The organism is Streptomyces venezuelae ATCC 10712 (assembly GCF_008639165.1).
Lineage (GTDB): Bacteria > Actinomycetota > Actinomycetes > Streptomycetales > Streptomycetaceae > Streptomyces > Streptomyces venezuelae.
Genome location: NZ_CP029197.1, coordinates 4,989,221 through 5,002,278 on the forward strand (window position 1 = coordinate 4,989,221; position 13,058 = coordinate 5,002,278).

The window sequence follows — 13,058 nt, forward strand, 5'->3', positions numbered from 1 at the left end:
GACGGATCATCAAAAAGCGTTGGACTGAGGAGCGGCCATGGCGCCTACACACCGGAGAACATCGAGACGATGGCTGGGGGTGTTCACCGCCGGTCTCCTCGCCACGGGCTCAGTCGTGCTGTCGTCCCCCGCCCACGCCACCGAATCCGTAACGACGAGAGACCCCGGTCCGACTCTCTCCAGCGCCATGGGAGCCTTCCTCGACTCGGGCGCGCTCGGGGTCGCCCGCATCGAGGCGCTGCAGCGCTGGCTCGGCGGACGCGAGCTCCGCGTCGGCCACACGTACCTGCCCGGGGACCTCTGGAAGAACATCGAGGGCCCGCCCGGCTTCCTCGACGCCTGGGCGGACTGGCGCAACGAGAAGTCCGACCGGCTGTTCGTCCTCAACGTGCCCATGCTGGAGCGCAACGAGGCGGGCGTCTCCGACGCCGAGGTCCGCCGCCAGCTCCAGCTCGGCGCCGCCGGGTACTACGACCACCACTTCAAGGCCCTCGCCGAGCGGCTCGTCGGACTCTCCGCGACCGACACCGTCATCGTCCTCGGCTGGGAGATGAACGGGACGACGTACACCCATCGCTGTGCGCCCGACCCGACCGCGTGGAAGAAGTACTGGAACCGGATCGTCACCGCGATGCGGTCCGTGCCCGGCCAGAAGTTCCGCTTCGACTTCAACCCGAGCCGGGGCCGCGACGCGGTTCCCTGGACCGAGTGCTATCCGGGTGACGACGTCGTCGACATCATCGGGATGGATTCGTACGACCAGCCGCCGGGGTCGCGATTCGACCAGCACGTCAGCGAACCGTACGGGCTCCAGAAGCAGGTCGATTTCGCGGCCGAGCACGGAAAGCAGATCTCCTATCCCGAATGGGGTCTCTTCCGGAACGGGGACAACCCCGAATACATGCGGCGCATGCTGGAGTGGATGAAGCAGCACAAGCCGCTGTACCACACGATCACGGATTACTGTCCGCACGGCGTCTGGCAGTGCGACGACAATCCGCGCTCGTCGCAGTTGTTCCGGCAGATGCTGTACGGCACCGAGCCGGAGGTCCCGACCCAGCCGACGGACCCGACGCAGCCGACGGACCCGACGGACCCGGTCGACCCGACCTGGCCGACGGATCCCACGGACCCCACGGATCCGACGTGGCCGACGGACCCGACCGATCCGACGCTTCCCGAGCCGAAGCCGGAGCCCAAGCCGGAGCCGAAGCCGGAGCCGAAGCCGGAACCGAAGCCCGAACCCAAGCCTGAGCCGAAGCCCGAACCCAAGCCGGAGCCCAAGCCGGAACCGAAGCCCGAGCCGAAGCCTGAGCCGAAGCCTGAGCCGAAGCCTGAGCCGAAGCCTGAGCCGAAGCCGGAGCCGAAGCCGGAACCGAAGCCGGAACCCAAGCCCGAGCCGAAGCCGGAACCGAAGCCCGAGCCGAAGCCTGAGCCCAAGCCCGAGCCGAAGCCGGAACCCAAGCCGGAACCCAAGCCCGAGCCCAAGCCGGAACCGAAGCCCGAGCCCAACTGTTGGACCGTGAACCTCGGTTCGTGGGTCGAGAGTTGGATCGGCGGGCCGGTCTGCGTCCCGAAGGTCTCCGTCAAGGACACCGTGAAGGAGTCCGTGCAGGAGTCCTGGAAGGACGAGGCCGACCTCGACTGGAAGGACGCGCTGAAGGGCGTCTGGCCCTTCTGAGCCCCCCGACGGCGGCGGCGGAGATCATCCGCCGCCGCCGTTCGGCGTGCGGCCGGTGAGCCGGCCGGCCACCCGTCCCAGCCAGGCCCGCTCCCGCGCCTGCCGCACGGCCCAGCGGCGCGCGTCGGCGGCGCCCGCGCGGAGCCAGAGCAGCGGGGCCGTACCCCGCCCGGCGAGCATGAGCCGCTGGTTGCCGACGGTCTCGGGACGCCAGTGGTGCTTGTACGCCTCGGTGCCCCGCAGCATGCTCAGCGTGGCGCGGCCGCCGGCGCTGGTCTCCCCGGCGCCGTGCCGGAGCAGCATGGTCGCGACGTCGACCTTGCGGGCGCGCAGCGCGGGGTCGGCCCCGTACAGATAGCCGCCGGCCAGCCGCGGGGACATCAGGGTCAGGTCGGCGGCGACCACGTCACCCGCGAGCCGGAACTCGGTGACCATCGCGTCGCCGCGCTCCACCATGGGCCGCACGGCCCGGGTGAGGTGCTGGGCGAAGCGGTCACTGGTGTGCTCGGCGGTGACGCCGCGCCCCTGCCACTGGAGCCGATGGAGCCTCAGGAGCCGGTCGAGGGCGGCGGGGACCTCGGCGCCGGGGACGACCCGGGCGTCGATGCCGAGGGCGTCCAGCTTGCGCAGCTTGGCGCGGACGCGCTGGGCCTTCCCCGAGGGGATGCGTTCGAGGAGGCCTTCCATGGGGACGGCGGGCAGCTCAAGGCACAGCGAGTCGGGAAGCCGCCGGCGCGGCCCCCGCCAGTGCGCGAGCACCCGCTCGCTGGCGGCCCCCGGCCGTACCTCCCGGAGGTCGATCACCGCGCCCCGGGCGGCCCTGGCGAGCGCCCGGGCGAGGGCGGGCGCCGCCTCGGGGCAGCCGTCGTCGAGGAGGACGTCGGTGAAGTCGCTGATCGCACCGCCGAGCGGGGTGAGGACGGGCAGCGGCCCCCGGGCGCGCATCAGGGGCGCGGCGGCGACGAGTGCCCCGTCCGCATCCCGTACGAGCACCACCCGCAGCGCACCGGGCCTGCCGTAGGAGAGCCACCAGGAGTGCAGCCAGGCGTGGGACTGGAAGGGGGTGGCGGTGGCGCAGCGGCCGTACAGCGCCGTCCACTCGGCCGCGAGCCGCCCGAAGCCCTCCTCGTCACGGCAGATCTCGGTCCGCGGGGCTCTCGGGGTCACACCGCCTCCGGCTGGTGAGCGGCCGGGGCCGGGGCGGGCACGGAGGCGGAGCCGGCCGCGGGCGCCGTCGCGGCCGGGGTGGCGGGGGCCTGCCGGGAGTGCCGGGCCTCGCCGCGCGAGGCGGCGCGCTTGGGACGGACGAGGAGGGCGAGGCCGCCGAGGAGGCCGCCCGCGCAGCCGCCGACGAGCGCGGAGAGCGGGGCGGAGGGCGAGACCGGGGCGGTCGGCTTGGTGGCGCGGGAGAACTGGACGACCTTCACGCCGGTACTGCCGGCGACGTGCGAGCTGTTGAGGACGAGCGCGCGGGCCACCCCGTCGGCCATCGACACGGCCTTGGCGGGCTTCTCGGCCTGCGCGGTGATGGAGATCATCGGCGCGTCGGGGGAGGTCGCGGCCTGCACGCTGCTGCGCAGGGTGTCGGCGGTGACCCCGGCCCACACCTGGGCGTCGCCGGTGACCGCGATGTCGGTGGCGACCCGCCCGTACGCCTGGGCGAAGCCGAGCGCGGCCGCCGGGTCGGACTTCTCGGCCGGTACGACGATGACGTAGCTGGTGGCAGCGTACTGCGGGGTCTTGAGGGCCCCGTACCCGCCGCCGAGCACGGCTCCGGCGAGGACGGCGGCGGGCAGGACCGCCCAACGGCCCGGTGTGCGCAGACGGGCGGGGAGGAGGGCACGGCGTGGCGTGGTGTTCATGGGGCGGGTTCTCTCACTTCGCGGGGAGGGGGGTGCCGTGGACGGCCTGGTCGTAGAGGGTCATCAACTGCTCGGCGCTCCGCGCGATGTCGTAGCGGCGGGCGGCGGCCGGCAGCGGGAGCCGGGCGAGCCGGGCGTCCCGGATGCCGCGCAGCGCGGAGATCAGCTCGGGTACGGACTCGCCGATCCGCCGCGCGCCCGGCGCGGCCTCCGGTGCCAGGTCGTCGACGGCCGGGCAGGCCACGTAGAGGACGGGCAGTCCGGCGGCGAGGGCCTCGACGACGGCGAGCCCGAAGGTCTCGTCGGGCGAGGTGGACACGAAGACGTCCATGGCGGCGAGGAGTTCGGGCAGCGCGGGCCCGGCGGACGCGGCGGCCGGCGGGTCCTCGCAGGCCCCGGCGAGCAGCACCCGGTCGGCGGCGCCGCACTCGCCGGCCACCCGGAGGAGCTCCGCGCGGTGCTCGCCCTCGCCGACGAGCAGCAGCCGGGCGTCCGGGATCGAGGCGACCGCCCGTACCAGCCGGTCGAACCGCTTCCCGGGCGTGAGCCGCCCCACGCCGCCGACGACGTGGGCGTCCTCGGGCAGACCCAGCGCCTGCCGGGTGCGGCGGCGGGCACCGGCGTCGAAGGCGAAGCGGTCGGTCTCGATGCCGTTGGGCACGATCCGGATGCGCTCGGGGGGCACGCCCCACTCGGCGAGCCGGCGGGCCACGCTGGGCGAGACGGCGACCGTGGAGGTGCCGAGCCGCTCGGAGGCCAGGTAGAGGGCGCGGGTTCCGGCGGAGAGCGGCCGGCCCTCGATCTGGGTCTCGCCGAGGGAGTGTTCGGTGGCGATGACCCGCCGCACCCCGGCCAGCCTGGCCGCCGTCCTGCCGTACACGCAGGCCCGGTAGAGGTGGGTGTGGACCAGGTCGTAGCGGCCCTGCCGGACGAAGCGGGCGAGCCGCGGCAGCGCGCCGAGGTCACGGTTCCCCGTCATGCCCAGGTGGGTGACGGGGGTGCCGTCGGCCTCGATGCCCGCGGCGACGGCGCCGGGGTTGGTGAGGGTGACCACCGAGCTGCGTACCGGCAGGTGGCGCAGCAGCAGCCGCAGCTGCTGCTCGGCGCCGCCGATGCCGAGTCCGGTGATGACGTGCAGGACCTTCATGGCGCACCGACCACGGCCGGGCCGTACGGGGCGGGGATCAGGTCGGCGGGGTGGCGGCGGCGCAGCGGGTGCAGGACCCGCTTGGCGGTGAGCCGCCAGGAGGTGTCGTCCTCGCCGACGTGGACGCGGGGCAGGGCGTACGTGCCGGTGTGCGCGCCCGGGTCGATCGCGCAGGCGTAGCGGTAACCGGCCTTGCGTACGGCGCGGATGGCCCGCGGGTCGACCTTCCCGTACGGGTAGCAGAAGCCCTCGACCGGGGTGCCGGTCATCTCCTCGAGGAGCTCGCGGCTCCGCCGGGTCTCGGCGGCGAGCGCCGTGTCGTCGACCTCGGTCAGCGGGACGTGGGTGAGGCCGTGCGAGCCGATCTCCATGCCGGACTCGGCGATCCGCAGGATGCCGTCCTCGGTGAGCAGCGGCTTGCGCGGGCCTTCCGTGTCCCAGCCGTTCTCGCCGCCGAGCCGTCCCGGCAGCACGTACACGGTCGCCGTGAACCCGTGCCGCCGGAGCAGCGGCAGCGCCGAGTCGAGGAAGTCCGCGTAGCCGTCGTCGAAGGTCAGGCCCACGAGCCCCTTGGCGCGCCCCTCGGCGGTGGCCGTGAGCAGCTCCCGTACCGACACCCCGCGCAGGCCCCGGTCCCCGAGCCAGTGCAGCTGCCGGGCGAAGCGCACGGGGGAGACGGTCACCCGGTACGGGTCGTCAGCCGTGTCCGTGATCGAGTGGTACATCGCCACCCACGGGGGCGGCCTCATCCACAGGGGAGGCTTCGGCAGAAGACGGCGCAGCGCGGTGGCGGCGGGCATGGGGGGTCCTCCGGGAGGCGGAGCGGGGCAGGGGCGGAATCTCGGGCGCCTTGGCGGCGCAGGCGATGAAGATCAGGAAGACGGCGACGACGGCCAGGCCCGCGACGGCGACGGCGAGGGCGGCGGGGCCGATGGCGATCGAGCAGAGCCAGCCGGCGCCGGTGGCCCAGGCGCCCGCGGTGGCGAGGCGGAGCAGTCCCTCGCCGAGCCGGTCGGCGCGGATCGGGACGGACTGGCGGTGGGCGCCGCGGAGCAGCAGGACGGCGGTCACGGTGATGCCGAGGGCGTTGGCGGCGGCGATGCCGACGGCGCCCCAGTAGTGGGCGCCGGGGACGCCGGCGGCGGCGGTCGTGGCGAGTCCGGCGGCCATGGCGGCGGCGGGGTACCAGAGCGGTCGCGCGGCGGAGAAGTAGCAGCGGACCAGGGCGCCCACCATCGTCTGGCCGAGCAGGCCGAGCGCGTACACCCGCATGACGGCGGCGGTGGCGACGGTGTCCGAGCGGACGAACTCACCGCGCTCGAAGAGCAGTTCGACGATGCGGGGGGCGGCGGCGATCACGGTCGAGGCGCCGACGAGGACCACCACGGCGGCGAGCAGCAGGTCCCGCTCGACCCGGCGGCGGGCCGCCTCGGTCTCCCCGGCCGCCAGCGCCCGCGCCACCACCGGGAAGCTGACCGTGCACAGCATCAGGGAGAGGATCATCGGCATCTGCGCGACCTTCTGCGCGTAGTTCAGATGCGAGATGGCGCCGGCGGGCAGCGGCGAGGCGAGGAAACGCTCGATCAGGGTCTGCGACTGGCGGGCGAGCGAGAAGGCGACCACCGGCGCGATCAGCCCCAGGACGAGGATGCGGCCCTCGCCCGTGGAGGGCGGCGCGGGCGGCTCGGGCTGCCGCGCCGGTACGGGGCGGGAGCGCAGCTCGCGGATGAGCGAGGGGGCCTGCACGAGGACCATCAGGACGCCGCCGACCGCGACCCCGGCGGCGGCCGACCGCACGCCCCACGGTTCGCGCAGCACCAGGATCGTGCCGATGATCCCGGCGTTGTACGCCACGTAGATGGTGGCCGGGGGCAGGAAGCGGCCGTGCGCGCGCAGCGCCGCCGAGCAGTAGCCGACCAGCGCGAACGACAGCACGCAGGTCCCGGTCAGCCGGGTGCAGTCGATCGCGAGACCGGGGTCGGGCAGCCCCGGCGCGAGCGTCGCGACGATCAGCGGGGCGGCGGCGACCAGGAGCGCGGCGACGACACCGACGGCGAGGGTGAGCCGGGGGAGCGTGCCCCGGACGAGGGCGCGCACCGGGTCGCCGGGGAGGCCGCCGGCGCGGCGGGCCAGGGCCCGCGCGAAGGCGGGCACCAGGATCAGCGCCATCGCGTCCTCGATGAGCAGCGTCGAGGCGAACTCGGGCACCGTCCACGCCACCAGGAACGCGTCGGTCTCGGCCCCGGCCCCGAAGTACCCGGCGAGGATCTGGTCCCGGACGAGCCCGAGCAGCGCCCCGACGGCGGTGAGCCCGGCGGTCACGGCGGCGGCCTTGGCGAGGAAGCCCCGGCCCTCGGCCCCGCCGGTGCGGCCCGCCCGCCCCCGCGCGTGCGCCCGCCGCCCCGCCGCACGGGGCACGGCGGTGCGGGGCACGGCGGTACGGCGCCCGGCGCCACCGGGGACGGCGCCCCCGGGGACGGCGGGGACGGCGGGGACGGCGCCGCGGGCCGCGGACGCCGGTGCTCGCGTGGCCGTCCCCGGCAGCACGACGGCCTCCGGGGGCCACGGGGTGTCCGTGGGGCCCGGAGGCGCGGTCTGCCAGGGGTCGGTCAGCGGGGTGCCGCAGGGCGGTCCGCCCGTGGGGCGCGGTTCACCGGCCCGCGGGGTGTCCGTGGGCTCCGGTTCCCCGGCCCACGGGTCACGCACGCCGGACCTCCGCGAGGGCCCACCAGGCGGCGAGGCCGAGCACCACCGACATCAGGACCGTGGAGGGCCCGCCGATGTCCGCGTAGAAGAAGTCGATGAGCTGCCAGGCGAGCAGGCCGGTCGCGACCAGGGCGCAGTCGGCGCCGAGGCGCCGCCGCCGGAGCGCGCCGACGAGCAGCGCCACCCAGCTGCCCGCGAGCGCGAGCAGCCCGAACAGGCCCTGCTCACTGAGGACCAGCAGGTACATGTTGTGGGGGGACAGCAGCGGCTGACGCGCGAAGGCGGCGCCCGCGCCCGCCGTGTCGCTGCCCGAGGACAGCGCGAGCGAGGCGTTCGAGTCGCGGTACTGCGGGAAGCCCTTCAGGCCGACGCCGGTGACCGGCTCGGCGCGCCACATCCGCCCGGCCGCCGCCCACATCGTGTACCGGTCCGTCACCGACTGGTCCGGCGCGGCCGCGACCTGCGTGATGCTGGTGACCCGTTCCTTCACCATCGACGAGCCGATCCCGAGACCGCCGACCAGGACGACCCCGAGCGCGCCCGCCGCGAGCGCCACCCGGGCCGCCCGGCGCGGCCCCGCGAGCAGCAGCTGGATCCCGCAGGCGAGCACGGTCGCGATCCAGGCGCCCCGGCTGAACGACAGCACCAGCGGCAGGAACAGCAGTCCGGTGCAGACCAGCGCCGCCGTCCGGGTCCGGCCGGGCCCGCTGCCCAGCGCGATGCCGGTGACGACGACCAGCCCGTACGACACGACCGTCGCCATGCCCATCACGTCGGTGGGCCCGAAGGTGCCCACGGCCCGGATGTCCTCACCCTGGTACGAGGCGCCGGTGCCCGTCAGGTACTGGCCGACGCCGACCGCGCCCTGGAGCAGCGCGAGCCCGACCAGGCCCCAGGCGACCACGGCGAAGTCCCGCCGGTCGCGGATCATCAGGAGCACGGCCGCCGGGACCAGGACGAAGATCTGCACGTACCGGGCGACGCCCGGCAGGCTCGCCGCCGGGTCGTTCGAGGTGATCGCGGCGAGGCAGATCCCGAGGACCGGCAGACCGAGGACGACGGCCGCCGTCCGGGTCAGCGGCCGGGCGCCGCCGCGCAGCACCCGGACGAGGCAGATCAGGACGAGGAGCCCGGAGGCCGCGTCGGCGACCGTCCCCGTGCCGCCGGTGCCGCCCTGCGCCCCGCCGCCGCCCGGGACGAGCAGCAGGGCGATCACCGCGAGGACCGGGGAGAGCGCCCCGGCCCGGCGCGCCCAGTCCCGTACGTCGTCCGGGGCGAGCGCCGGCACCGTCACGGCCGTGGCCATCCTCAGCTCCCCGTGGGTCGGACGAGCCCGGCCGCCGTGCGCAGCAGGATGCAGACGTCCTGCCAGAGCGACCAGTGGTCGATGTAGTGGTTGTCGAAGCGGCAGCGGTCCTCGATCGAGGTGTCGCCGCGCAGCCCGTGCACCTGCGCCAGACCGGTCAGTCCCACCGGCATCCGGTGCCGGGCCGCGTACCCGGTGTGGATCTTGCTGAACTGGGCGACGAAGTACGGGCGTTCGGGCCGCGGCCCGACCAGGCTCATGTCGCCGCGCAGCACGTTCCACAGTTGCGGCAGCTCGTCGAGCGAGGTCTTCCGCAGGAAGTTCCCCGCCGCGCTCATCCGCCGGTCGCCCGCCACGTTCCAGCGGGTCGCCGACTCGGTGTCGTCGGAGGGGCGGAGCGTACGGAACTTCAGCAGCGTGAAGTGGCGGCCGTGCTGGCCCACCCGCTCCTGCCGGAACAGCACCCCGGGCCCGTCCGAGAGCCGGACGGCCAGCGCGCACAGCAGCAGCACCGGCAGCGCGAGCGCCAGCGCGGGGCCGGCGAGCACGATGTCGAGGGCGCGCTTGGCGGACAGCCCGCGCCGCTCGCCCAGCGGGACGAGACGGTGCCAGGCGTACCCCCACAGGTGCGCGCCCATCGGGCCGTCCTGGTGGCGTCCGCCGACCCGCCAGGTCGTGCAGCCGTAGTGCTGGAAGAGCGTCACGAGCCCGGGGTCGTCGTCGAGGAACACCGCGTCGCGCACGGTGTTCTGGATGACCGCCCGGTGGATCTCCTCGGTCGTGGTGAGCACCGGCAGACCGGACTCGCCGGCCGCCCGGGGCGCGCCGCCCTGCTCGGGCACGCCGACGATGCCGACCGGCCGCAGCCCGTACTCGGGATGCTGGGCGGCCGCCGCCGCGAACCGCCGCGCGGCCCCCGCCCCGCCGACGACCAGCGCCGAACGGGGGTGGGCCCGCGCGATCCGGCGCCGCCGGGCCAGCAGCAGGGCCCGTACCAGGACCACGACACCGACGTGGGTGACGTACGCGGCGCAGAGCCGCAGCGGACCGATCGCCAGGGCCGGGGAGTACCCGGCCACCGCGGCCGCCGCCAGACACCAGGCGACCCCGGCGCGGGAGGCCAGCGCGGGCAGCTCGTCGAGCGCCCGGGTGTACGCGGCGGGCCGGTGGAGCCCGGCGTGCCCGTCGAGGACGAGGACGAGCAGCGCGACCGGCAGCAGCAGCCGGACGTCGTGGTGCGCGCGGCTCAGCAGCGCGGCGGCGGTCAGGACGGCCAGGCAGTCGGCCGCGACGAGCGGGAGCCGGCCGGACCGTGGCCGCGCGGGCCGGTGCGGCAGCGCGAGCCGGTCGGTCGCGCCGCGGCGCGACGCGAGGGAGGCGAGGCCGAAGGCCTGGCCCGCCGTGGGCCAGGGGCCCGGCGAGGGAGGGACGCTGGTGCTTTCCGTGGTCACTGCGCAATCGGCTCTCTGTGCTCGGTGCCCCGCACTCCGGCCAGTTCGCGGTAGACGTCCGCGACGGCCGCGCCGGTGCGCCGGACATCGAATCTGCTGAGTACGTGCTCGTGGGCCTCGCGGCCCAGGCGGTGCCGGAGCTCCGGCCGGCCGAGGAGGCGGCCGAGAGCGGTGGCGAGCGCGGCCGGGTCCTCGGGCGGGACCAGGCACAGGGGTTCATGGGCGGGCGGCAGGCTCTCGCGGGCCCCGTCGACGTCGCTGACGACGACCGGCCGGCCGGCCGCCATGGCCTCGAGGGGCGCGAGCGCCATGCCCTCCCAGCGGGACGGCAGGACGACCACGTCGGCGGCCCGGTACCAGGGGGCGGTGTCGTCGACGGCCCCGGTGAACCGCACCGAGGGACCGGCGGCGGCGCGCAGCCGGTCGCCGTCGGGGCCGTCGCCGACCAGGACGAGCCGGGCCGTCGGGACCTCCGCGAGCACGGCGGGCCAGGCGGCGAGCAGGACGTCCTGCCCCTTCTGGCGGCAGAGCCGGCCCACGCAGACGACGGTGGGCGCGGGGTTGCGCGAGGGGCCGTCGGTCGCGAACCGGGCCACGTCCACACCGTTGTGGACGACGGACCACTCCGCCGCGACCCCGGCGGCCTCGCCGGTACGCCGTTCGGCCTCGCTGACGCAGAGGATCCGGTCGGCCCAGCGGGCGCCGTACACCTCCCAGCGCCGGGCGAGCGCGGCGGTCGTTCCCTCGACCGCCTCGAAGGACCAGGCGTGCGGCTGATACACCGTCGGAACCCGGCCGCGCAGGGCGAGTCGGGCGCACAGCCCGGCCTTCGCGCTGTGCGCGTGGACGAGGCCGGGCCGGACGGTACGGATCACCCGGGCCAGGTCCCTCGTCTCGCGGACGAGCCCGGGGCCGGGGTTCCGGCCGGCGCGCCAGGCATGGGTGTCGGCCCCCTCGGCCCGGACGGCGGCGGAGAGGACGGTGTCCGGTGGGCAGGCGACCGCGACCCGCAGGCCGGCGGCGAGCTGGGCGCGGACGAGGTCGATGACGACGCGGGCGACCCCGCCGTCACCGGGCTGGACCGCGTGCAGGACGGTGACGGACCCGGAGTCCGTGTCTCGTGGAGGCAGCACGTCAGCGCCGGACGTCCGCCTGGAGGAAGAGGGCACCGAGCCAGACGGTGTCCTTCCGGCTCCCGGACCGGACGTGGACCCGGTCGGCCCCCTCGCGCAGTGCCTCCCGCAGGTCGAGGACGTCGGAGTCGTACCCGAGGGTGTTCGTACCATCGGGGAAGCGGACCGTACGACCGGCGCCGAATTCGGTGATGCTGGAGTTCATCACGTCGTCCGCGGAATTGGCGGAATCGGAGAGCAGGGTGCTCTTCGTGCCGCTCGTTTCGACGGCCAGGTAATCACCGGAAGTACCCCGGTCGCCGTCATAGGCGATCACTCCGAGACGGCCGTTCGTGCCCTTGCCGTAACGGTTTGAGTCGAGCGGGACGCGCAGCTCTCCGGTGCGTGGTCCGACCGTTTCGAATCCGTCCCAGACGCTGATCCGCCGCAGCGGTTCCGAGGCCTTCTCGTACGCGGCGACGAGCGTCCAGCCACCCCAGCCGCCGACCGCCGAACGGCCCATGGCGACGTTGACCTGAGCGACCGTCCACTGCCCCGAGCGGGACGAGCGGACCAGCTCGGTGACGTCGGCGGAGGCCTGGAAGGCGTCCGCGCCGTCGCCCGTGCGGTGGCCGATCAGGGAGTCCGCGAGCAGCGCCTTGTACTGGCCGCCGGGCTCGGCGATCAGCACCCGGCCGTTGTCCGCGGCCGGCTTCTGCTCGCCCACCCGCAGGTTGCCGCCCCAGTACAGGCGGGCCCAGCTGACCCGGGCACCCGCGGGAACGGCGAGCTCGGCGCGGCTCGAGTTGTACGTGTTGGGGTCGCTGTCCACGTCGACGTAGGCGATCGTGGCGTCGTCGTTGACCGACTCGGTGCCCTTCGCGCCCTTCGCCGACGAGTTGGCGGCGCGCACGATCCCACCGTGCTGGACGGCCTGGTAGCGCGCGGCGAACGGGACGCGGCTCGCCTCCCGGGGCTGGGGCGCGGCGGCGGAGGCGCCCGGCAGCGTGACGGACAGCGCCGCACACGACAGGGCGCACAACACGCTGCGACGCACAGCAAGAACCGCTGAATTCCGCATACAGGTTCTCCGCTTTGATGAGAGAAGGAAGGGAAGACCCGCGAAGGCCGGGAGAGGGGAAGGTGTCGTCCGCACGAAATGGGTGAACGCGCGGCGGGCCCGGAAGCAACGTTCGGGAACGTTATAACCCCGACGCGGGGCGATAGTAAGCATTAGATGCCTGGAAACGCTAACTCCCGTATCCCCGTGGCAGGTTCCTCGTTGAGCGTGTTGCGCCATTCCACGCCCAGTCCCTCCAATGGCCCTCCTATGGGCCAAAGATCGGTTGAACGTCACCCGTTCGGGAGAGCAACCGATGAAAAGCCGGGGCGTTGTTGAGAGAGCCGGGCCGAACAGTCCGCGCAGTCCACGTTGAATTTCGATCGAGGAGCACTTCCCCATGTCCCGTATCGCGAAGGCCGTTGTCCTGACCGTGGGTGCCGCCGCCGCGGTCGCCGGTGCCGCCGGTGCTGCCGCCGCCGACGCCGGCGCCGAGGCCGCCGCCGTGAAGTCGCCCGGTGTCGGCTCCGGCAACGTCGTCCAGGTCCCGGTGCACATCCCGGTCAACGTCTGCGGCAACACCGTCAGCGTCATCGGCGCGCTGAACCCGACCTTCGGCAACGCCTGCGTCAACGCCTGATCCGGCACGCCTGATCGGTCCTTCCGAAGCCGGTGCGCCCATCCCTCCCGGGGTGGGCGCACCGGCTTTTCCTTGTGGCCACTGGTTCGTCAC

The 13,058-nt window shown here is 74.7% G+C and carries 10 protein-coding genes and 1 pseudogene; 2 read left to right on the forward strand and 9 right to left on the reverse strand.

What is annotated here, in order from left to right:
* Positions 1-37: 37 nt before the first annotated feature.
* Positions 38-1,159 (forward strand): annotated as a pseudogene (locus tag DEJ43_RS38240) (glycoside hydrolase family 26 protein); the annotation flags it as partial.
* A gap of 546 nt (positions 1,160-1,705) precedes the next feature.
* On the opposite strand, the gene DEJ43_RS23225 reads toward DEJ43_RS38240, so the two are convergent.
* The 9 genes from DEJ43_RS23225 to DEJ43_RS23265 all read right to left on the reverse strand — a co-directional run bounded on the left by DEJ43_RS23225 (position 1,706) and on the right by DEJ43_RS23265 (position 12,346).
* Positions 1,706-2,848 carry a GNAT family N-acetyltransferase gene (locus tag DEJ43_RS23225; RefSeq protein WP_015035823.1) on the reverse strand — a complete coding sequence of 381 codons (1,143 nt, stop codon included), beginning with the start codon at positions 2,846-2,848 and terminating at the stop codon, positions 1,706-1,708.
* Positions 2,845-3,543: a YveK family protein gene (locus tag DEJ43_RS23230; protein WP_015035824.1), complete on the reverse strand. Its 699-nt coding sequence runs from the start codon at positions 3,541-3,543 to the stop codon at positions 2,845-2,847. Before DEJ43_RS23230 ends, DEJ43_RS23225 begins: the two co-directional genes overlap by 4 nt.
* A 13-nt stretch (positions 3,544-3,556) precedes the next feature.
* Positions 3,557-4,690, reverse strand: a complete 1,134-nt coding sequence (locus DEJ43_RS23235) for a glycosyltransferase (protein ID WP_015035825.1) — start codon at positions 4,688-4,690, stop codon at positions 3,557-3,559.
* Positions 4,687-5,490 (reverse strand): polysaccharide deacetylase family protein, encoded by an 804-nt coding sequence (locus DEJ43_RS23240; protein ID WP_015035826.1) that lies wholly within the window; start codon positions 5,488-5,490, stop codon positions 4,687-4,689. Before DEJ43_RS23240 ends, DEJ43_RS23235 begins: the two co-directional genes overlap by 4 nt.
* Positions 5,387-7,108 carry a lipid II flippase MurJ gene (locus DEJ43_RS23245; RefSeq protein ID WP_015035827.1) on the reverse strand — a complete coding sequence of 574 codons (1,722 nt, stop codon included), beginning with the start codon at positions 7,106-7,108 and terminating at the stop codon, positions 5,387-5,389. Before DEJ43_RS23245 ends, DEJ43_RS23240 begins: the two co-directional genes overlap by 104 nt.
* A gap of 280 nt (positions 7,109-7,388) precedes the next feature.
* On the reverse strand, positions 7,389-8,702 hold the full coding sequence (locus tag DEJ43_RS23250; RefSeq protein ID WP_015035828.1) for an O-antigen ligase family protein: 1,314 nt from the start codon (positions 8,700-8,702) through the stop codon (positions 7,389-7,391).
* A 2-nt stretch (positions 8,703-8,704) separates the two neighbouring features.
* Entirely contained in the window at positions 8,705-10,153 is a 1,449-nt protein-coding gene (locus tag DEJ43_RS23255) for a sugar transferase (protein WP_015035829.1), read from the reverse strand.
* On the reverse strand, positions 10,150-11,286 hold the full coding sequence (locus DEJ43_RS23260; RefSeq protein WP_015035830.1) for a glycosyltransferase: 1,137 nt from the start codon (positions 11,284-11,286) through the stop codon (positions 10,150-10,152). Before DEJ43_RS23260 ends, DEJ43_RS23255 begins: the two co-directional genes overlap by 4 nt.
* Position 11,287: 1 nt before the next feature.
* The gene (locus DEJ43_RS23265) at positions 11,288-12,346 is read right to left on the reverse strand and encodes a DUF3344 domain-containing protein (RefSeq protein ID WP_015035831.1); all 1,059 of its coding nucleotides are present in this window, start codon (positions 12,344-12,346) and stop codon (positions 11,288-11,290) included.
* Positions 12,347-12,725: 379 nt separating this feature from the next.
* Between DEJ43_RS23265 and DEJ43_RS23270 the strand changes: the two genes are divergently transcribed.
* On the forward strand, positions 12,726-12,965 hold the full coding sequence (locus tag DEJ43_RS23270; RefSeq protein ID WP_015035832.1) for a chaplin: 240 nt from the start codon (positions 12,726-12,728) through the stop codon (positions 12,963-12,965).
* Positions 12,966-13,058 lie beyond the last annotated feature (93 nt).